Source organism: Legionella sainthelensi, assembly GCF_900637685.1.
GTDB lineage: Bacteria > Pseudomonadota > Gammaproteobacteria > Legionellales > Legionellaceae > Legionella > Legionella sainthelensi.
In genome coordinates, this window is sequence record NZ_LR134388.1 from 243,579 (window position 1) to 263,609 (window position 20,031).

Below are 20,031 nucleotides of genomic sequence, written 5' to 3' on the forward strand. Positions count from 1 at the left end.
AGAACAAAAAAAGAACATGTGCTCATTGTTTGTTGTAACGCCACTTTAATTAAGCAGTAGATCCCATTGTAGAATTTAGGTAAAGTAAATGGCCACGAGTTAATCTCGTTTAAAAATTAATTTAATCTAGGAGTTTAAATGCGTTTGAATCAATGGATGACCTATATCGCAGCGGGTTCGATGTTTGCGAGTGCGAATGTTTTAGCAGCGAATGCTATTCATGAGCAAGTGCAAGTACCTCAATGTCTTGCAGCAAAAATTGCTACACCCTATGAGGTTTTGGCAGAAAATAAGGATTTTAAAATCATTGATATTTCCACGACTGATTTGGATGCTTTAAGTCATTTGGCGGATCAAGTCAATTGTGGACGATTTGTCAATGTGACTCATAAAATTCAAGGTGCGCAAACTGCAGTAAAAAAACAATCCGCACAAGGTCTGTTACAACAAAAGACAATTAAGACAAAACATCTAAGTGATATTGCTTATGAAATTAAACATCAAAAAGAAGTTAATCACGAATTAGAAAAGATAGTCCCTGATAATATTTGGCATACCCTATCCCAATTAACCGCAATGCATAATCGTTCTGCAACTAAAGAAACCGGGGTATTCGCCGCTCACTGGTTAGAAGACAAGTTTAACAGAATGGTTATTGAAAGTGGTCGTACTGATACTGAAACTTTCTTTGTAGAAACAGGCCGATACAAACAACCCTCCTTGGTGACGGTTATTGGTAAAGACATTAAAGCACCTGCGGTAGTGATTGGGGCACATATGGACACGCTTGATGGACGTATGCCAGGGGCTGGTGATGATGGTAGCGGCTCCTCATCGAATATGGAAATGGCACGCGTATTATTAAATTCTAAACTAGAGTTTAAGCGCCCCATTTATATCATTTGGTACGCTGCAGAAGAACGCGGTTTAGTAGGCTCTCAGTATGTGGTTAAGCATTTTAGATCAAAATCTATCCCGGTAAAAGCAGCAATCCAATTTGATATGACTGGTTATCGCGTAGATCCTAAAGATCCTACTATGTGGGTATTTACTGATTATACAGATGAGAAATTAAGTAACTTTGTTGCTCAATTAATTAAGACTTATGTACATGTTCCGGTTGATTATTCAGAGTGTGGCTATGGTTGTAGTGATCATGCTTCATGGGATGATATAGGGGTTCCAGCAGCATTCCCTTGTGAATCTAATTTTGAAGATCATAATCCTTACATTCATTCTTCTGCTGACACCATGGAAAAATTAAGCCTAGAACACATGACTAATTTTTCTAAATTGGCTTTAGCTTTTGCTATTGAAATGGCCTCAGAGTAATTGTCAATGCCCCTTAAGTGGGGCATTTTTATTTTCTGCCGTTTTAAGATTTAAGAATTGTTCCACGCGATGCTAAAGCATTAAGTATTCGGTAGCGGTTTAGGGGGGCAATGGTATTCTTGAGTAATTTCATTTTCAGAATTTGCTGCTTGCAACACTATGGGGAATTTCCACAAGGAATAAAGATGTTTGAGCACATCTGTGGTTGTATTACCCAAGGGAACTCGATTGTGTTGTGCATATCTTAAAGTCATGGAACGGTCACCTTGTAAATCAATGGAATAAACTTGGATGTCTGGTTCAAAATATCCTAAATTATATTGTCTTGATAAGGCTTCTCTTATTTTCTGATATCCTGATTCATTGTGTATGGCATTGACGTAAAGATCTGGACTGCGATCGTCATCAACAATATGGAATAATTTTAAGTCGCGAATCAATTTAGGTGATAAATATTGGGCAATAAAACTTTCATCTTTATAATTACGCATGGCTGTATCTAAACTAGTTAACCAGTTCGTATTTGCTAAATAAGGAAACCAGCGTTTATCTTCTTCAGTAGGACTTTCACAGATTCGTTTGATGTCTTGCATCATATGGTATCCCAATGTATAGGGATTAATGCCGCTGTAATAGGGGCTATTGTAAGGGGGTTGCATGATGACATTAGTATGGCTTTGTAATATTTCCAACATAAATTCGTCAGTAACCAAGCCTTCATCATACAATGCATGTAAAATCGTATAATGCCAAAAACAGGCCCATCCTTCATTCATGACTTTAGTTTGGCCTTGGGGATAAAAATATTGCGCCATTTTGCGGACTATACGTACAATTTCTCGTTGCCAGGGCTCTAATAGGGGGGCATTTTTCTCGATAAAATATAAAATATTTTCTTGAGGCTCCTCTGGGAAACTCTTTTTCTGAGACTGACTTACCACTTGCTTGTTGTGTGGGATTGTTCGCCATAATTCATTTACTTGAGATTGCATGTATATTTCGCGGTTTTGTTGCCTAATCTTTTCTTCTTGCATGGATAATGGGGCAGGGTGTTTATAACGATCCACTCCATAATTCATCAGGGCATGGCATGCATCAAGTATTGCTTCAACCTCATTAATACCGTAGTGCTCTTCACAATCGCTGATGTATTTTTTGGCAAATACTAAATAATCAATGATAGCATCGGCTGAGGTCCACATCTTAAATAAATAATTATTTTTAAAAAATGAATTATGGCCATAGCATGCATGAGCAATAACTAAGGCTTGCATAGGCATAGAATTTTCTTCCATAAGATAGGAAATGCAGGGATTAGAGTTAATCACTAATTCATAAGCTAAACCCATCTGTCCACGTTTATAGCTTTTTTCAACACTTACAAAATGTTTGCCAAATGACCAGTGATGATAGCCTATAGGCATACCTACGGATGCGTAGGCATCCATCATTTGCTCAGCAGAAATGACCTCTATTTGGTTAGGATAAGTATCAAGCTTAAAGTCTTTGGCAATACGTGCGATTTCACGATCATAATCCTGGATTAATTCAAAGGTCCATTCTGCGCCTGTAGATAATGGTTTCTTTCTCATACAGTTTTCCTTTTAAATAGCTCATGAAACACAGGATATATATCTGCTACCGTATCAATATTTTCCATGGCAAAATTGGGATAGCTCTCTTTAACCAGCTGATAAACCTCCCATAAACTTTGATGATGGCGTGGCATGATTTCAATGTAAGCAAAATATTGCAATAAAGGCATAATCTTATCTTGAAGTAACTCTTGGCAATAAGGTGAGTCAGCATTCCAATTATCACCATCTGATGCTTGAGCGACGTAAATATTCCAAGATTCAGGTGGATAGCGTGCTTCAATAATTGTACTTAACAGTTCCAATGCACTGGAGACTACAGTCCCTCCTGTTTCTCGAGAATAAAAGAACTCTTCTTCATTGACCTCTTTGGCTGAGGTGTGGTGTCGGATAAACACTAATTCAATTTTTTCATAATTCTTAGTGAGAAACATATAAAGCAAGATAAAAAAACGTTTTGCAATGTCTTTTTTAGCCTCATCCATTGATCCAGATACATCCATAACACAGAACATAACCGCTTGCGTAGAAGGAGAAGGTATGCGGATACGATAATTATAGCGAAGATCAATAGTGTCTATGAACGGGACGGTTTGGATTTTCTTTTTCAAAAATTCAATTCTTTTTTCTAATTTTTTTATTTCATCTGTATCTAGAACAGGTTGTGCTTGCAGCTTCTCCAATTCTTCGACAGCACTTTTTAATTGTCTTTTATAGGGTGATGCTAAGGCTACTCTTCGTCCTGTTGCTTGTTTCATGGAACGAAGAACATTAATATTGTTAGGGATGCCACTGGTTGTTACTCCAGCACGTACGGTTTTGAATGTACTAATTTGTGCGAGTTCTTTTTTAACCAAATCAGGTAACTCAAGATCTTCAAAATACAAATCAAGAAACTCTTCTCGTGATAATTCAAAAACAAAATTATCTTCGCCTTCGCCACTATCACTCGCACTAGAACTATCGCCACCTCCACCAGAGCTACCGCTAGGTCTTTTTATTCTATCGCCCGCTATAAAGTTGTCATTACCGGGCAATACGCGCTCTATGTGTCCACCCTGGCCTCGGCGAAACATGGGCTCAGAAATGTCTTTTGCTGGAATCGTAATTTGTTCACCTTGGTCAATTTCAGTAATACTACGTTTTCCAACAGCATCGGAGACAGCACGTTTGATCTGATTTTTATAACGACGAAGGAAACGTTGACGATTCACCGTGCTTTTTTTCCCTGCGTTTTGTCGTCTATCAATCAATTGCGACATAATTTATCCCCATACAAAATCATTTTTGGTGAATATTTGTAGCTTTAGTGAAGCACAATTATAGCCTCGGAAGCCAAACAGTTTTGAGTCCATCCTGGCTCCCTTCGCAGATGAGAGGTTTTAATTATTGTGACTTCCGTACTCGCAAATACCATTCACAAAGCAAGCGTACTTGTTTGCGTGTATACCCTTTATCTATCATTCGCGAAATGAATTCCTCATGTTTTTTCTTATCATCCTCTGAGGCTTTAGCATTGAAGGAGATAACTGGCAATAAGTCTTCGGTATTGGTAAACATTTTTTTCTCAATAACGGTTCTTAATTTTTCATAACTGTTCCAAACAGGATTCTTGCCTCGATTATTTGCACGAGCACGTAACACAAAATTCACTACCTCATTACGAAAATCTTTTGGATTTGATATACCTGCTGGCTTTTCAATTTTTTCCAATTCTTGATTCAATAAAGCCCGATCAAAAATTTCACCGGTATCTGGATCACGATAGTCCTGATCTTGTATCCAGAAATCAGCATAAGTGATGTAGCGATCGAAGATATTTTGTCCGTACTCAGAGTATGATTCCAGATAAGCTGTTTGAATTTCTTTACCTATGAATTCAACATACTTAGGAGCAAGATACTCTTTGATGAAGCCTAAGTAAGATTCTTGTATTTCTTGGGGGAGCTGTTCTTGTTCAATTTGGCGCTCTAACACATACATTAAATGTACTGGGTTTGCTGCGACTTCGCTATGATCAAAATTAAATACTTTTGACAGTATTTTGAACGCAAAACGAGTAGAGACACCGCTCATTCCTTCATCAACACCGGCAAAATCACGATATTCCTGGTATGATTTGGCTTTTGGATCAGTATCTTTTAAACTTTCTCCATTGTATACACGCATCTTAGAGTAAATACTTGAGTTTTGTGGCTCTTTTAAACGTGTTAAGACGGAAAATTGGGCTAACATATCCAACGTACCTGGCGCACAATGAGCTTGTGTTAATGAGCTGTTATCAATAAGTTTTTGATAAATCTTATTTTCTTCAGAAATACGCAGACAATAAGGCACTTTGACAATATTGATGCGATCAATAAATGCTTCATTATTTTATTGTTTCTAAATGTTTGCCACTCTGACTCATTGGAGTGAGCTAAAATAATTCCTTCAAAGGGTATGGAAGATAAACCTTCAGTTGGATTGTAATTGCCTTCTTGAGTTGCTGTTAATAAAGGATGCAACACTTTAATAGGTGCTTTAAACATTTCCACAAATTCTAAAAGACCACGGTTGGCTCGGCATAGCCCTCCGGAAAAACTATAAGCATCTGGATCATCTTGGGAAAATTCTTCTAATTTACGAATGTCAACTTTACCTACCAGTGAGGAGATATCCTGATTGTTTTCATCTCCAGGTTCTGTCTTGGCGATTGCAATTTGTTTGAGTCGGGAAGGTTTTACTTTAATCACTCTGAATTTGCTGATGTCTCCATTGAATTCATGCAGTCTTTTTACAGCCCAGGGGGACATGAGGTAGCGTAAATAGCGGGAAGGGATGCCAAAACGTTCTCGCAATAATTCTGCATCTTCTGTTGGATTAAATAAAGAAAGCGGAGACTCAAATACAGGCGAACCTTTAATGGCATAAAAGGGAACTTTTTCCATCAAGTCTTTTAATTTTTCAGCAATTGAAGATTTACCACCTCCAACAGGTCCCAAAAGGTAAAGGACTTGCTTTGTTTCTTCCAATCCTTGCGCTGCGTGTTTTAAAAAGCCGACAATTTGTTCAATTGGTTCTTCCATGCCGTAAAAATCTTGGAACACGTGATACCGCGGAATCACTTTATTAGAGAAAATTCTTGATAACACAGGATCATGACGCGTATCGATCATTTCTGGCTCCCCTATCGCCATTAATAATCGTTCCGCTGGATTGGCATAAGCAGAAGGGTCATTCTTACACAATTCCAGGTATTCTTCCAAACTTAATTCTTCTTCTTTATTATCAACAAAACGTTTGGTATATCCGGTTAAAAAGTCTTGAGTATTCATGTGCCATCCCCTTATACATATCCTTGTGAAGGATATAAACATATGTTTCTTTACATTTAATACTTCTCACGGATAAAAGCAATAAATGTTTTTAGTTAACTTCTCACTCTTTATAATGTTTGATCTAAGAAGCTACCCCTTTATAATTATTATAGGCTAAACTAAGTAAATTTTTATATAACTCAATAAATTAATCGCTTTTTCGCAAAGGATGTCACAATCATGCCAAACACTACTGTTTTTTTGAAAAATTACCAGCCTCCTTTTTTACAGTAGATACTGTGAATTTAAATTTTGACTTATATGACGATCATGCGTTGGTTAGCAACGAACTTAAATTAATTCGTCGCCATAAAGGGCCTTTGCATTTATATGGTGACGAATTGGAGTTAGTAAGTCTACATTTGAACGGTCAAAAATTAGAACCTTCTGCTTATACCTTACAATCTGACGCACTCATCATAGAAAATTGTCCTGATGAATTCACTTTAACTATAGTGACACGTATTTATCCACAAAATAATACACAATTATCGGGGCTGTATCGTTCCAATCATTTATTTTGTACTCAGTGTGAGGCAGAAGGATTTAGACGAATTACGTATTTTCCAGATCGCCCTGACGTATTAGCGACTTATACCACGCGTATCTCGGCGGATAAAAAGCAATATCCTATTTTGTTGTCTAACGGGAATTTAGTTGATTCTGGCGCTTCGGCGGATGGACGTCATTGGGTGATTTGGAATGACCCCTTTAAAAAGCCTTCTTATTTATTTGCTTTAGTCGCGGGTGATTTGGCCCGTGTCAGTGATCAATTTGTTACTTGTTCTGGGCGGACTATTGATTTGCATATTTATGTTGAACCCGGAAATGAGGATAAATGTGCTCATGCAATGAAGTCTTTGAAAAATGCTATGCGCTGGGATGAAGAGGTCTATGGACGAGAATATGATTTGGATATTTTTATGATCGTAGCCGTCAGTGATTTCAATATGGGCGCAATGGAGAATAAAGGATTAAATATTTTTAATTCCAAATACATTCTCGTTCGTCCAGATACAGCTACTGATCAAGATTTTGCTGATGTTGAAGGAGTGGTTGCTCATGAATATTTTCATAATTGGACGGGTAATCGGGTTACATGTCGAGATTGGTTTCAATTAAGTCTAAAGGAAGGACTAACTGTTTTTCGCGATCAAGAATTTTCTTGTGACATGAATTCACGTGATGTGAATCGCATTATGGACGTGCGAGTATTACGTAGTGCACAATTTCCAGAAGATGCTGGTTCGATGGCGCATCCGGTGCGACCAGACTCGTACCAGGAAATAAATAATTTTTACACGGCAACCATTTATAATAAAGGTGCTGAGGTAATTCGCATGCAGCATGCTTTGCTTGGGAAAGACGGGTTTCGTCGTGGTATGGATTTATATTTTGAACGCCATGATGGTCAAGCTGTTACTATTGATGACTTTGTAGCGGCAATGGAGGATGCGAACCAAGTAGATCTAACTCAATTTAAACGATGGTATAGCCAGGCAGGAACCCCAGAGGTTAAGGTCATTAGTACTTATGAAAAAGGCAAATTAATTTTAAAGATGCAACAACATTGCCCTCCAACGCCTGAATGCCATAATAAGAAACCATTCCATATTCCTATTCGTATGGCCCTTTTTAATTCTAAAGGCCACATGATGCCTGTAGATAGCGACATTTTAGAGTTAAAAGAAGCAGAGCAAAGTTTTAGCTTTTCTGATTTAAGTGAAAAACCTGTTTTCTCCTTATTAAGAGGTTTTTCTGCCCCTATCAAATTGAAACATGATTTAAGCCAAGATGAGTTGCTTTTCTTATTGCGATATGAAACAGATGGATACGCTAAATGGGATGCCGCTCAAAGTCTTGTGTTGAGTTGTATTAAGGATTATTTAGAACAGCCATCAAATACATGGCAGATTCCTTCTGCCTTGAGTTCCGCATTCAAGCATGTCTTACTCGATGAGTCATTAGATGCTGATTTACGCGCAGAATTATTGACCCCTCCTGGTTTTGAAGAGGTTGCAGCAACATTAAATGGTGTTGATGTGAGCGCAGTGGAGACTGCTCGAGATTTTTTCCGTCAACAATTGGGTTGGTATTTGTATGATGCAGCCCAAACACTTTATCACCAATTATGGCAAGCAGAAGATCATCAGATGCATGGGGTAGCTTATGGCCGTAGAAAATTACGTAATATCTGTTTGTGGCTCATGATGAAGGCTAAAGAAGCGTCTGCTTTAGAGATGTGTCAGCAGCAATTTATTTCTGCACAAACGATGACTGATCAAATAGCGAGCTTTTCATTATTAGCCAATTGCACTAACCAAGGATTACGTGAGCAGGCGGTTGAAGATTTTTATAAACAATGGGCTAAAAATGATTTGGTTTTGGATAAATGGTTTACAATTCAAGCAACCAGTGAGTTACCAGATACCTTAACTCATGTCAAAACCTTATTACAACATTCTGCATTTAATATTAAAAATCCTAATAAAGTTCGAGCCTTAGTGAGTGCATTTTGTATGGCAAATCCACGTAATTTTCATGCCGTCGATGGCAGCGGATATAGCTTTTTAGCAGATATATTAATTACCTTAGATAAGATTAATCCGCAGATTGCAGCGCGTGCCGCTAATCCATTTACTCGGTGGCAGCGTTATGATAAATCCAGGCAGAGTTTAATGCACAACCAGTTAGAACGATTAGCGAAGCAAAACCTATCACGTGATTTAGCCGAAGTTGTTTCTAAAAGTTTGGAATACCGTTAAGTGTTTTTGCAATAAGAGATTTACCACCTTCCGCAAAGCGGAAGATCTCGATGCAATAGGTTTGATTCTAAATTTTATTTTGCAGCATGCTCTATATTAGACCCTCTGCTTTTGCAGAGGGAAACCTTCTTATTCCAGCGTTCTCAACTTTGTCACCTCGCGAAGCGGATGGTCTAAATCGCAATCAATGTTTTGGAGATAAAGCATAAAATGATATCAAACGCACATTAATTATTATCAAACCTGTATTACAAAAGTATGATACGGTTTTGTTCTCTGCGAGGTGAGTTAAATGAATTTATTGGAAAAAGTATTATTCTTAGAGCAAGAGGCTGCTGATTTTGGCTTCCAGTGGGAAACGACAACTCAAATTATGGAGCAAATTCAAAGTGAGTGTATGGAAATTTCAGAACATTTACAGTCAAAACAAGGCATGAACCAATCTGCGTTACAAGAAGAAATTGGTGATCTACTACATGCAGTATTTTCCTTATGTGTTTATTGTCAATTTTCCCCTGAAGAGACACTTAAAAAAGCATTAGGCAAATTTGAGCATAGATTGCATGCAGTGAAGACCGTTGCAAAAGAAAAGAAATTAAATAATTTACAGGGACAATCTTTTAATGAGTTGATGCTCATTTGGAACTTGGCCAAAAAACGCGTGGGTTAAGTATGAGTGTTGTGTGACAGAACATTAAGAACTCATGTTCACCAAAAGCAGTGGGTCTACTTTGAAGGATGTCTTCATTTGAAAACGTCCTAGCACTTCATAGGCTTGAACTGTTTATAATGAAACTTTAGCGCTTTCAGCAGGAAGCGCACTAATCCAATTACAAAAATCCATGGGATTCAATGTATAATAAAGTCCTATACCCAATTCACATAAGAAAATAATTAGCACAAGCATAGTAAAGAGCGAAAAGAGAAGTTGCTTACTTTTTCTTTTTTGCTCGTGAATCTTATTTAAAATGGTTTCATTGCTGTGAAATAATCGGTCACTAATTATTTTAATAATAGCTTCCACAATAGCTTTATGGCAGCGTTGATTTTCTAAAGCATGCAATTGACTAATGGAGGTGTGTAGTACAACAACCGATTCAGTGGCGATTACTGTAAGCGCACAAGTTCGATTTTGAATGGCTCTCATTTCATCAATCGTTTCACCAGTAGCTAATGTTTCTATAAATTCAGGATCAGAATTCTCATCTTCTTTCTTATAAAGACCAACTGTCCCTGAAATAATAATAAAAAAATCATCACTTATTTCTCCTTCTTTAAGCAAGAGATCTCCTTTTCCAAAAGTTGCCCTAGAAGAAATTGCCATGAATAACTGATAGTTTCTTTCAGACAAATGCTTCAACAATGGACTATTTCTTAAGATGTTTTTTTCTTGTTCGGAAAAATCGCTCATTGAATTTTCCTTAATTCAAATTTAATTTTATTCGTAATCACTTTATGGCAACAAAGATGATACGAAGAAGGAGGGTTTATTTTAATTATTGTAAAATTATGAATTTTTGCAAGAAAAGTTAAAGGATTCTTGTATTCGTTTGTCTTTGTGGTACCAAAATTCTGTGAAATTGCTGCGAAAGGTTGCTCTATAAAATTAAATTACTGGAATTAGATCAAAAAATTGGGGAAGTCATCATGATGATTCAATCATGTTTCTGATATTATTAAACTCATCACCATATGTGCCTTCTATTGTAATAAAAAGGAGAGTGAATTGCCTCAGCGTTATGCAGTCATGGGTAATCCCATCGCCCATAGTCTATCCCCTATTATCCATCAGTATTTTGCTAAGCAGATCAATGCTGCAATAACTTATGAAAAAATTAAAGCAGAAGATCGTACTTTTGAACAACAAGTGATGGATTTCTTTAATCAACAGGGCAAAGGGCTTAATGTAACTTTACCTTTTAAACAACGCGCCTTTGCAATGGCACAACAGCATAGCCCTCGCTGCCAGCAAGCTGGGGCAGCGAATACTTTATGGATAAAGGCAGATCAGCTGCATGCAGATAATACCGATGGTATTGGTTTTATTCGTGATTTGAGTCGTTACATTTCAGTACACAATAAGAATATATTAATATTGGGTGCTGGGGGCGCGGCACGCGGGATTATTTATCCATTATTAGACGAGCATCCTGCGGTGCTCATCATCGCCAATCGTACCCCCGAGAAAGCAGCTGCACTGCAACTTGATTTTCCACAGGCTAAGTGTATCAGCTTAGATGAAATTGAGGGTGTATTTGATATTGTTATTAATGCTACTTCTGCAAGCTTGACAGAGAGGTTTGTTGTTCTACCTTTGGAGACGATGGCTGCAAAACCTTTTTGTTATGATTTGTCTTACAAACATCAGGATATAACCACTTTTGTTCAATATGCCAGAAACATGGGTTGTGACGCTGTTGATGGTTTGGGGATGTTGGTGGAACAAGCAGCAGAAGCATTTTTTATCTGGCATGGGATTCTTCCTGAGACCGAAGAGGTTTTGAGGTTTTTGCGCTCATAACCTATGAGCGCTACAGGATTGGCTCGTTTATTTTACGCCACAATGTGGTGGCTAATCCACAGATGTCACTCAAAAAAGGCAGCCACTTCCTTCGCGTTGTTCATCGTATCTTGAAAACCGAGCTGAAGAATCTCTCTTGTGAAATCTTGTTCGAAAAGAACAAAGCTTAGAAGATCACCAGAATGCTTCTTTTCGCCTAAAAAGTTAAGCAAATATCTTAACAATGTGGGTAACGCTTTAAAATGTCCTTGAGCTAAAGGTGCTAAATCTTTACTAGGACGCATGTGTAATGTTGTAATAGGCCGCCAAGGAGAACGGCGTTTTTTCCAGATGGATAGGAGCATGGCAATTTCATTCATTCGATTTACCATTTCAATATCACGATCAAGATTGTCCAAAAAAAGGGCATTTAGCATGTTTCCAAAGATATGCGAAAAAGGAATATCGTCGTTATTCCGTAAATTTTCCTGTTCAACGAATGTCGGTATGGCTCGAGTTCCTAAAATTAAAATTTTGTCTACTTCAAAACGAATGGCACCACGAAGTGGTGATGCTAAGCCAATACTCCCATCGCCATAATGAAATCCATCCAGTAATACTGTAGGAAAAAATAAGGGTAAGGCACTGGATGCTAAGATATGTTCCGCTTTAATGTTGGCACGCTTGCTGCTGTGTCGTGGGTAATTCCAATCAATAAATTCAGGATTATGATGCTCATAAAAAGAAATTGTCTGACGTGTTTCATAGCAGTTACTAATAATTTCTAGTGTATTTAGAGTTCCATTAGCTATATTTTGGGTGATTTTAGAAAAATCAAGCTCTTCTTCGATCATTTGTTTCAGCGGGGTAGTATCCAATAAATGTGCTGCTTGGCGCTGCTTGATCATCATGGTACTCATATTTCGTACTACTGATTTGCCTAATGCAAAGTTGCTGGCTTTGTAGATTTGTTGGCAATGAATTTCACTCCACATAGTTTCCAATTTATCAAGCGCAGTGGGGAAGTCATCTGCATTTTCAGCAAGTACAACAGCATTGATACTGCCTACGCTAACCCCACTGACTACATCAAAAGGAAGAGTTTTAACTTGCAAGATTTGTCCAATTGCTTTAAGTACTCCTGCTTGATAAGCGCCGCGTGCTCCGCCTCCAGCTAAATAAATGGCTTTTTTAGACATGATGATTGTTTTTGTCACAATTTATTGAATGTTTATGTGAAATATAGTTGAGTTTGAGATGAATTAGCAAGCTCTTCTAAGCTCTCTTCTTAAAAATTTACGCCACTTTTAAGTCACAAAAGAGGTTTTGCAGCTACAAGGTCTATTGCAAAAAAATTAAAACTCCTTTACTTTAGCTTAGAAAGAGCAGTCAAGTCATATGAGGCACTATAAGGAACTTAACCTACTGGATTTTTTTGAATTTTTTAACTGTGCAGAGAGCTCTTGCTTTTAAAAAAATTCCAAAGTTTACTGTTTTAACCTCCTTATCTTGCCCCCAATGTGTCCAACTGTTTTTCTAGGTTTCAAAAAATTTACCCCTTAAGGAAGAACGCTTATGGTAAATATCCTTCGTGAGCAACCGCGCGCATTTCATATGATTTTTATGTTGGAATTATGGGAGAGGTTTGGGTTTTATACGGTACAAGGAATTTTAACACTTTTTTTTATCCGATACTTGGGATATACAGATACGGTTTCATATTATACATTCGGCGCTTTTTCAGCTCTTGTTTACGGTATGGTAGTTATTGGCGGGTACTTAGGCGATAGGGTGCTAGGTACCAAACGCACGATAGTTCTCGGTCTTATTGTATTGGCGGCGGGATATTTTTCATTAGCGATAACTGATAAAGAACACGTATTTTTTGCACTAGGTTTAATATGTGTGGGAAATGGTTTATTTAAAGCAAACCCATCGAACTTGTTGGCGAAATGTTATGAGGAGAATGATCCTCGGCTACATGAGGGTTTTACTTTATATTACATGGCAATTAATTTGGGTAGTATGATTGCATTATTTGCAGGTCCTTCAATTTCTAGCCGGTATGGTTACTCTTATGCGTATATGATGAGTGCGATTGGTTTGTTAATTGGATTAGCAAATTATTGGCTACAACACCAATTTATTGCTCATATTAATACTGATGCAGATAAGCGTGAGATCTCCGCCCTTCATTGGTTAATAATACTTTTTGGAGTGATTTTTCTCACCGAATGCTCGGCATATTTACTGCAGCATGTAATGCTCACAAAAAATTTATTTTGGGTGATTACACTTGCCGTAATTGGTTATTATATATTTATACTGCGAAAAGAAAATAAAGTGGTAAGGAATCGCATGTTAGTTGCCTTAGCACTAATGTTTGAAGCAGTCATTTTCTTTACGTTATATCAGCAAATGCCAACGTCGCTCAATTTATTTGCCGTACATAATGTCACCCCCGTTTTCTTTGGCATTACTATTGACGCGCAAAGCTTTCAGGCATTGAATCCTATTTGGATTGTATTGATGAGTCCAGTTTTAGCGTACTTTTATGGTCTACTCAATAAAAAGGGAATTACATTTTCTATTCCTTATAAATTTTCTTTAGGCATGACCATGTGTGGATTGAGCTTTCTGATGCTCTTTTTTGCCCGTTACTTTTATACGGAACATGGAATGGTTTCTTCTTGGTGGCTCATTATAAGCTATTTGTTCCAAAGTCTTGGTGAGCTGTTGGTTTCTGCTTTAGGTGTGGCTATGGTTGCAGAGCTAGTCCCGACACAAATTACAGGCTTTGTGATGGGCATGTGGTTTTTGACTTCTGCAATAGCTGGATTTATTGGTGCGACGGTTGCTTCATATACGGCACTTCCTGAGCAAATTAAGCCAGGAATTGGTTCTTTGATGATTTATACTCACGTATTTGCCTGTATCGGTATCGTGACTCTAATAATTGCACTGTTTATGTGGTTATTGTCACCTCGATTAAGTCGCTATATAGCAACAAAAAATACCAACGTTCATCAGGAAGTGAATGAAGTTGAATATTCTGTCTCCAGATGCTTTATCAAGTCCTCTGGGTTAGAAAATCACTCTAATTCTTGATTGGATAATTATTGTTAAGTAAAAATTTGTATTTAAATCGCAGTGAGATTTCTAACAAGGTTATTACATTTTAGACCTTTCGCTTTCGCAGAAGGTGATGGTTATAAGGCATCACCTTCTGCGAAAGCCAGGGTCTATGTGACGGTATCTGGTAGGATGGAGCTAGCTAGTTGATTGCCTTTTAAACCTCCGGCTTTTCGTCATAGGTACTTATAAGTTGACGCACTTATGAGGATTTTTAAACGAAGCTATTAGCGCCAATGACCGCCGCCATGCCAACCACCGCCATGCCAACCAGCGCCATGCCAACCGCCACCATGCCAACCGCCGCCATGCCAACCGCCACCATGCCAACCACGACCATACCAATTATTGCCCCATCCACCACCCCATCCACCACCCCATCCAGAGTAGTAGTAGTTTGGATAATAACCAGAATTACCACTATAATAGTATCCTCCTGGGTAAGAGGTGACATAGCAACCATTTAAGAGTAGGGTGGGTACAAGTACTAGAACTGCGATTATCGTTTTTTTCATGCTCGTTCCATCGGTCAATTATTGTACTTTAATTATAAGTTATGAATTAAAAATGTACAAAAAGAATAAATTTTGTTTCATTTGAGCTAGGAGCTAAGGAATCATATACGAGCGAGAATTACTAAAAAGGGTTTTTTGCTGTAACACGATAACTAAAGAAATAATAATTTTGAATTACTGTGCAACTCGTAGTTTGAAGTTTATCCGGTATGAGCTTATAATTTATAAAACCTTAAAAAGTTCAGAAATGAAACATTTTTTCTGTATTCTCTTACTTTTTTTTACTATTCAATTTCCTGTGAAGGCAGCTGTTATCATTGGCACGCCTATTTATGATCCACCTTATGCAGTCAATGATAAAATGGTTGGTGTTACCGGTCTTGATATTGATGTGATGAATATTATTTGTAGTCGTCTCAAGTGGGATTGTCATTATGTGTCCATGCACTACTATGATTTATTTGGGGCCTTGGATTCCGGAAAAATTGATTTTGCACTCGGTGCCTTAGTTATTACCCCGGACAGAGAAGGAAAATATCTTTTTACTTTACCTTATATGATTTCTGAGGGTGGCTTTTTGCTGAAAATCGATAACCCGATTAACAGCATCAATGAATTAGAGAATAAACGTATTGGCGTATTACAAGGAAGAGAGTACCTTAATTATTTGTCTCAAAATGAGTTAAATAAATATACTGTTATTGGTTATAAACGACCCGTTGATTTAGTAAATGCCTTATATAATAACGAAATAGATGCCTTATTTGGAAACTACTTGACAGTGTTGTATCTCCATTCGCAGTATCCAGAATATAGCAAGGTATTAAAGAGCCACTTTAAAGTAGGCAATGGGTTAGGTATTGCTACACTTCCTGCCAACAAAGCGAAGGTGGCGCAAATCAATACAATAATATTGCAGTTTTGGTCAGATGGTACATTCAATAAATTATATAAATACAATTTTCAATTTATTTCTTATTAGGTTCTCCTCTATTTTTTGTGGGTTCCTGGTACCTGATTTTCAATTTTCCTAGCGAACGTATTTTGTTAGCGAAGTAAAGAGTTGAAACCCTGGATTCATTTTCAATGAATATCTATTTGAGCAGATTTGTTGTAGCATTAAGTGTTTTGGTTAAATTTGAAGTTAAACGTTGTGATGGACATTACAATCAGTCTGAGTTCACAAAAGTGGATAAAAAAATATTTACTTGCCAGCGGTGTACGACGAAATAAAATCTTACCTTCTACTTCTATAAAGTTTAAAGCTTTAATTGCATGGTTAAGCATTAATCCAATTCAGTCATTTGAAACGTCTAAAAAAAGTCAAAAGATAGAATTTATTCTTGTCTCTCTACAAACAGAGTTTTTGTGTGATTTAGCCCTATCTATGAAAGGTGAGTGTGAAAGAATAGAGAAAAGAGATAATAATGATTCCTCTGCAATGAGCAAGACCAAATTTCTTTTTCTCACGTCAGCCGGAATTTTAGTCACTGCGTGCCAAGGTTTTGATGGTGTTGTAACCATGTTGAGTGTGTTTGCTATGTCACCTTCAATTGTGCTAGGGATAGGACTTGCTTTTATTTTGCTCTCCATTATTGTTTTTTTGGGAGTTGACTTAGTTAAGGTGTCTAATGCTTTGGGCGTTAAACTAAGTGAGTATAAATTATTAGATGCTTATCTATCCCAATTACAAAAGATCAAGGCAATTAGGAAGAAAATTAACAGCTATACTCTTGTAGCGATGTCACAAGAAGATTTGCAACAGTTGGAATTAATACTCTCTATCTTGCAGAAACGTTTAATGTTTCTTGCCGGAGCCAGTAAGCAATTTGATGAGGCCTTAAATAGCAAGAATGTACAAATGATTAAGACTGCTCTTTCTGGAGTATCGGGACTGTTTTTCTTTGGTGGTGGTTTTTTTGCAGGGCAATCTGTTGCTCTTTTTATTTCAAGCCTTGTTTGGGATTCGGTACTCCCGACTTTTTGGCCGATAATTGTTTTTAGCGTGCTTGTGGGATTGGCCGCACTCAGCATTTATTGGTATGTTGAGCGTCCGGGATTGGAAAAATTAGTGACTAATTGGTTTGGATTGAATGAGGAAAAAGTACAGCGATTATGTGATAAAAACGCGTTGGAAATAGAAGCAAAGAAATTAGCAAGTTTAAAAGAAAAAGTGATTGGTACAGCAAGAGTCACTGAAAGACTTGCTCAATTAGAGCATCGAATCAATAGGTGCGAACGACCCTTGACTTCAAATACAACTCAAAATAAAGCGGTGGGGGATCTGCGAGTAAGTACCAATTTTTATTCTTTTCTTAAATCCTCAGTTTCACCTGTTGTTCGTGAAAATCAAGAAATCATGTCCTTGGGTGTCGTTTGAAACCTCAAGCATGAGGAGATTCATTAAATATTTAAAATATTTTTTACAAAGGGAATCGTTATTTTTCGTTGTGCTTCGAGAGATGCATCATCCAGACGATTAAGTATATGATGTAGATCATGCATATTTCTTGAGCACCTATTAAGTAGAAATTGACCAACGCTCTCTGGTAAATCAAAGCCTCGTTTTAATGCATGGTGTTTTAACGTATTAATTTTATCTTCATCATCGAGCTCCATTAGTTGAATGACTAAACCCCAGCTTAATCTGGAACGTAAATCTGCAAGTTTAATCGGAATGGTTGCCGGTGATTGATTCCCAGAAATAATTAAAATATTTCTCTCTGTATCTTTAACTTTATTATACAAATGAAATAAAGCTTCTTCCCAAATAGAGTCTGTAGCAATAATATGAATGTCATCAATACAGATTAATGTTTGATCTTCAATTCCTTCTATAGTTTGTGGTCCCCACTCTTTAAGAAGGGTCAAAGGAAGATAGATAGCTGATTGAGTTGAGTTAACTTCTTGGCAACATGCTTGTAATAAATGTGATTTGCCACTTCCTGAAACACCCCAGAGATAAAGTAAGCGATTTTCTCTGTAATGGAGCATGTTTTCCAGTTGTTGTTGCAGCAGCCTATTATTTCCCCAATTAAAATCCTCTAGGCTTGCTTGATCATTCAATTTTATTGCTAAAGCTAACTGCTTATTCATTTTGACATTTCTTTTTTAGGGCAGGCTTTTCTACCCCAGGTCCAAAGATAATCAATGTAGGTAATTGCTGTGGTTGCAGTCGTCAAACAGATCAACGTGGTCGATAGATAGTTAGGAAAAGGAAAATAAGCTAATTCAAAGAGGCATGAAGTCACTAAAGTGAGTTGCAATGCAGTATTGACTTTGCTCAAAACGGTAGGTTGAAATTCTAGTTTTTGGCGAATAAAGTGGTACCATGCTACCACCCCAAGAGAAATAGTTAAATCTCTAAGAAAGACTAATGCAACTAACCACCAAGGTAGTATGCCGATTAACGCTAATGAAATGAAGCTGGAAGCGATTAATAGTTTATCGGCTAAGGGATCGACAAAAGAGCCAAAAAAACTTTGCCAGTTAAAGCTTCTTGCTAAGAAACCATCTAAACCATCACTAAGACCAGCGAGAATAAATAAATAAAAAGCGATAACATATTCATGACGGTATAAGTAGAATAAAAAAGGAACGATTAATATTAAGCGCAACAAAGTAAGCGCATTTGGTATGTATTTTAATATCATAGGCCATACGATAATGTAGTTATCCCTTATGCCGTCCTTAAGTAATTGTAGGGACTAGCTGGTGAAGGGAATATGTTATTTGCCAAATAGTAAGGTCTAGTGTATACAATACTTAGAGTTCTGTCACTTATGTTTCTCTTCATTTTTACGATACACAATAACCGTGTTACCGATCATTTGTATCAATTCAGCCTTCAATTGATGACATAATTCATGAGCCATACTAAGTCGGTCTTCTTTTTCTGCGCCATTTATTTTTACTTTAATGAGCTCATGGGAAAGTAAGGCAACATCCGTTTCCGCAATCACTGCTTCAGTTAAGCCCTTGGCACCAAGAAGAACAACTGGTTTTAAATGATGCGCTTTTGCTTTAAGTGATTTTTTCTGTGACGTATCCACTATAATAATCCTAAATATCTTCCAATTAACCTAAGTCATTTGGAGGGTAAATGATAAAATGGCAAATTATTGCACGTTTTGCTGGGAAAAGGTAGTGAAATTCAGTATCATAATACATATTGAAATCTTTATAAAAATTTATGAAGCGTACTAAAAGCAGTAAACGCTGGTTGCAAGAACACTTTGATGATGTGTATGTAAAGAAAGCGCAAGCAGAGGGTTATCGCAGTCGTGCAGTATACAAATTAAAGGAAGTAGATGATAAGGAGTCATTACTTAAACCAGGAATGACAGTAGTCGATCTTGGCGCAGCTCCAGGAGGATGGACGCAGTATGTTTCTGAGCAATTGAAAGGCAGTGGACATATTATCGCTTTAGATATCTTACCCATGGATGCTTTGCCTGATGTCCATTTTATTCTTGGTGATTTTCGAGAAGAAGAAGTATTCCAAAAATTAATAAATTTGATTCCTGAACGCAGTGTAGACTTGTTATTATCAGATATGGCCCCAAATATGAGTGGAAGTAAAGCAATTGATATTCCGCGTGCAATGTATTTGGTTGAGCTGGCTTTTGATTTTGCTGAAAAAATGTTAAAACCTGGTGGAGCCATGTTAACTAAAGTCTTTCATGGTTCAGGTTTCGATGATTTAGTAAAACAAGCGAGGTCTTCTTTTGAAAAAGTAGTCATCCGTAAGCCATTGGCTTCACGTGCTCGCTCAAAAGAAACCTATTTGCTGGCAAAGGGATACAATTTATAGTAACTTTATGATCTAATAAT

At 37.3% G+C, this 20,031-nt stretch carries 15 protein-coding genes and 2 pseudogenes; 8 read left to right on the forward strand and 9 right to left on the reverse strand.

The window, feature by feature from the left end; genetic code table 11:
* The first annotated feature begins 138 nt into the window (after nucleotides 1-138).
* On the forward strand, nucleotides 139-1,332 hold the full coding sequence (gene lapA / locus EL220_RS01000) for an aminopeptidase LapA (protein WP_027272505.1): 1,194 nt from the start codon (nucleotides 139-141) through the stop codon (nucleotides 1,330-1,332).
* Between the two features lie 80 nt (nucleotides 1,333-1,412).
* Here lapA and EL220_RS01005 read toward each other — a convergent pair whose 3' ends face one another.
* The 3 genes and pseudogenes from EL220_RS01005 to EL220_RS01015 all read right to left on the reverse strand — a co-directional run bounded on the left by EL220_RS01005 (nucleotide 1,413) and on the right by EL220_RS01015 (nucleotide 6,244).
* Complete coding sequence (locus tag EL220_RS01005; RefSeq protein ID WP_027272506.1) at nucleotides 1,413-2,924, reverse strand: SpoVR family protein; 1,512 nt, start codon at nucleotides 2,922-2,924, stop codon at nucleotides 1,413-1,415.
* Nucleotides 2,921-4,189, reverse strand: coding sequence for a YeaH/YhbH family protein (locus EL220_RS01010; RefSeq protein ID WP_027272507.1), 1,269 nt, complete (start codon nucleotides 4,187-4,189; stop codon nucleotides 2,921-2,923). The genes EL220_RS01005 and EL220_RS01010 overlap by 4 nt, the downstream gene beginning before the upstream one ends.
* A 124-nt stretch (nucleotides 4,190-4,313) precedes the next feature.
* A pseudogene (locus EL220_RS01015) lies at nucleotides 4,314-6,244 on the reverse strand (PrkA family serine protein kinase).
* 222 nt (nucleotides 6,245-6,466) lie between these two features.
* Between EL220_RS01015 and pepN the strand changes: the two are divergent.
* Together pepN and EL220_RS01025 are read left to right on the forward strand one after the other, a co-directional pair.
* A pseudogene (pepN, locus tag EL220_RS01020) lies at nucleotides 6,467-9,051 on the forward strand (aminopeptidase N).
* 292 nt (nucleotides 9,052-9,343) lie between these two features.
* A complete protein-coding gene (locus EL220_RS01025; RefSeq protein WP_027272510.1) occupies nucleotides 9,344-9,721 on the forward strand; it encodes a MazG nucleotide pyrophosphohydrolase domain-containing protein in 378 nt (125 codons plus the stop codon).
* A gap of 114 nt (nucleotides 9,722-9,835) precedes the next feature.
* On the opposite strand, the gene EL220_RS01030 is transcribed toward EL220_RS01025, so the two are convergent.
* Nucleotides 9,836-10,462 carry a Crp/Fnr family transcriptional regulator gene (locus EL220_RS01030; protein ID WP_027272511.1) on the reverse strand — a complete coding sequence of 209 codons (627 nt, stop codon included), beginning with the start codon at nucleotides 10,460-10,462 and terminating at the stop codon, nucleotides 9,836-9,838.
* A gap of 315 nt (nucleotides 10,463-10,777) precedes the next feature.
* Between EL220_RS01030 and aroE the strand changes: the two genes are divergently transcribed.
* Nucleotides 10,778-11,572: a shikimate dehydrogenase gene (aroE, locus tag EL220_RS01035; RefSeq protein ID WP_027272512.1), complete on the forward strand. Its 795-nt coding sequence runs from the start codon at nucleotides 10,778-10,780 to the stop codon at nucleotides 11,570-11,572.
* 65 nt (nucleotides 11,573-11,637) lie between these two features.
* Here the strand turns inward: aroE and EL220_RS01040 are convergent, their stop codons facing one another.
* Nucleotides 11,638-12,750, reverse strand: coding sequence for a patatin-like phospholipase family protein (locus EL220_RS01040; protein WP_035906704.1), 1,113 nt, complete (start codon nucleotides 12,748-12,750; stop codon nucleotides 11,638-11,640).
* Nucleotides 12,751-13,126: 376 nt separating this feature from the next.
* Here EL220_RS01040 and EL220_RS01045 point away from each other — a divergent pair, with 376 nt between their 5' ends.
* Nucleotides 13,127-14,659, forward strand: a complete 1,533-nt coding sequence (locus tag EL220_RS01045; protein ID WP_027272514.1) for an oligopeptide:H+ symporter — start codon at nucleotides 13,127-13,129, stop codon at nucleotides 14,657-14,659.
* A gap of 251 nt (nucleotides 14,660-14,910) precedes the next feature.
* On the opposite strand, the gene EL220_RS01050 is transcribed toward EL220_RS01045, so the two are convergent.
* The gene (locus EL220_RS01050; protein ID WP_027272515.1) at nucleotides 14,911-15,198 is read right to left on the reverse strand and encodes a hypothetical protein; all 288 of its coding nucleotides are present in this window, start codon (nucleotides 15,196-15,198) and stop codon (nucleotides 14,911-14,913) included.
* 247 nt (nucleotides 15,199-15,445) lie between these two features.
* Here EL220_RS01050 and EL220_RS01055 point away from each other — a divergent pair, with 247 nt between their 5' ends.
* Together EL220_RS01055 and EL220_RS01060 are read left to right on the forward strand one after the other, a co-directional pair.
* Nucleotides 15,446-16,180, forward strand: coding sequence for a transporter substrate-binding domain-containing protein (locus tag EL220_RS01055; RefSeq protein ID WP_027272516.1), 735 nt, complete (start codon nucleotides 15,446-15,448; stop codon nucleotides 16,178-16,180).
* Between the two features lie 174 nt (nucleotides 16,181-16,354).
* Nucleotides 16,355-17,578: a hypothetical protein gene (locus EL220_RS01060; protein WP_027272517.1), complete on the forward strand. Its 1,224-nt coding sequence runs from the start codon at nucleotides 16,355-16,357 to the stop codon at nucleotides 17,576-17,578.
* A gap of 23 nt (nucleotides 17,579-17,601) precedes the next feature.
* Here the strand turns inward: EL220_RS01060 and hda are convergent, their stop codons facing one another.
* From hda to yhbY, 3 genes are all read right to left on the reverse strand, one after another.
* Nucleotides 17,602-18,294 carry a DnaA regulatory inactivator Hda gene (hda, locus tag EL220_RS01065; protein ID WP_027272518.1) on the reverse strand — a complete coding sequence of 231 codons (693 nt, stop codon included), beginning with the start codon at nucleotides 18,292-18,294 and terminating at the stop codon, nucleotides 17,602-17,604.
* Nucleotides 18,291-18,851: a CDP-alcohol phosphatidyltransferase family protein gene (locus EL220_RS01070; RefSeq protein ID WP_027272519.1), complete on the reverse strand. Its 561-nt coding sequence runs from the start codon at nucleotides 18,849-18,851 to the stop codon at nucleotides 18,291-18,293. The genes hda and EL220_RS01070 overlap by 4 nt, the downstream gene beginning before the upstream one ends.
* A 123-nt stretch (nucleotides 18,852-18,974) precedes the next feature.
* Nucleotides 18,975-19,250 (reverse strand): ribosome assembly RNA-binding protein YhbY, encoded by a 276-nt coding sequence (gene yhbY / locus EL220_RS01075; protein WP_027272520.1) that lies wholly within the window; start codon nucleotides 19,248-19,250, stop codon nucleotides 18,975-18,977.
* A 140-nt stretch (nucleotides 19,251-19,390) separates the two neighbouring features.
* Here yhbY and rlmE point away from each other — a divergent pair, with 140 nt between their 5' ends.
* Complete coding sequence (gene rlmE, locus EL220_RS01080; protein ID WP_027272521.1) at nucleotides 19,391-20,011, forward strand: 23S rRNA (uridine(2552)-2'-O)-methyltransferase RlmE; 621 nt, start codon at nucleotides 19,391-19,393, stop codon at nucleotides 20,009-20,011.
* Nucleotides 20,012-20,031 lie beyond the last annotated feature (20 nt).

Coding starts and splice junctions, on each gene's coding strand:
- lapA (WP_027272505.1), top strand. CDS start 139: ATGCGTTTGAATCAATGGATGACCTATATCGCAGCGGGTTCGATGTTT.
- EL220_RS01005 (WP_027272506.1), bottom strand. CDS start 2,924: ATGAGAAAGAAACCATTATCTACAGGCGCAGAATGGACCTTTGAATTA.
- EL220_RS01010 (WP_027272507.1), bottom strand. CDS start 4,189: ATGTCGCAATTGATTGATAGACGACAAAACGCAGGGAAAAAAAGCACG.
- EL220_RS01025 (WP_027272510.1), top strand. CDS start 9,344: ATGAATTTATTGGAAAAAGTATTATTCTTAGAGCAAGAGGCTGCTGAT.
- EL220_RS01030 (WP_027272511.1), bottom strand. CDS start 10,462: ATGAGCGATTTTTCCGAACAAGAAAAAAACATCTTAAGAAATAGTCCA.
- EL220_RS01040 (WP_035906704.1), bottom strand. CDS start 12,750: ATGTCTAAAAAAGCCATTTATTTAGCTGGAGGCGGAGCACGCGGCGCT.
- EL220_RS01045 (WP_027272514.1), top strand. CDS start 13,127: ATGGTAAATATCCTTCGTGAGCAACCGCGCGCATTTCATATGATTTTT.
- EL220_RS01050 (WP_027272515.1), bottom strand. CDS start 15,198: ATGAAAAAAACGATAATCGCAGTTCTAGTACTTGTACCCACCCTACTC.
- EL220_RS01055 (WP_027272516.1), top strand. CDS start 15,446: ATGAAACATTTTTTCTGTATTCTCTTACTTTTTTTTACTATTCAATTT.
- EL220_RS01060 (WP_027272517.1), top strand. CDS start 16,355: ATGGACATTACAATCAGTCTGAGTTCACAAAAGTGGATAAAAAAATAT.
- hda (WP_027272518.1), bottom strand. CDS start 18,294: ATGAATAAGCAGTTAGCTTTAGCAATAAAATTGAATGATCAAGCAAGC.
- EL220_RS01070 (WP_027272519.1), bottom strand. CDS start 18,851: ATGATATTAAAATACATACCAAATGCGCTTACTTTGTTGCGCTTAATA.
- rlmE (WP_027272521.1), top strand. CDS start 19,391: ATGAAGCGTACTAAAAGCAGTAAACGCTGGTTGCAAGAACACTTTGAT.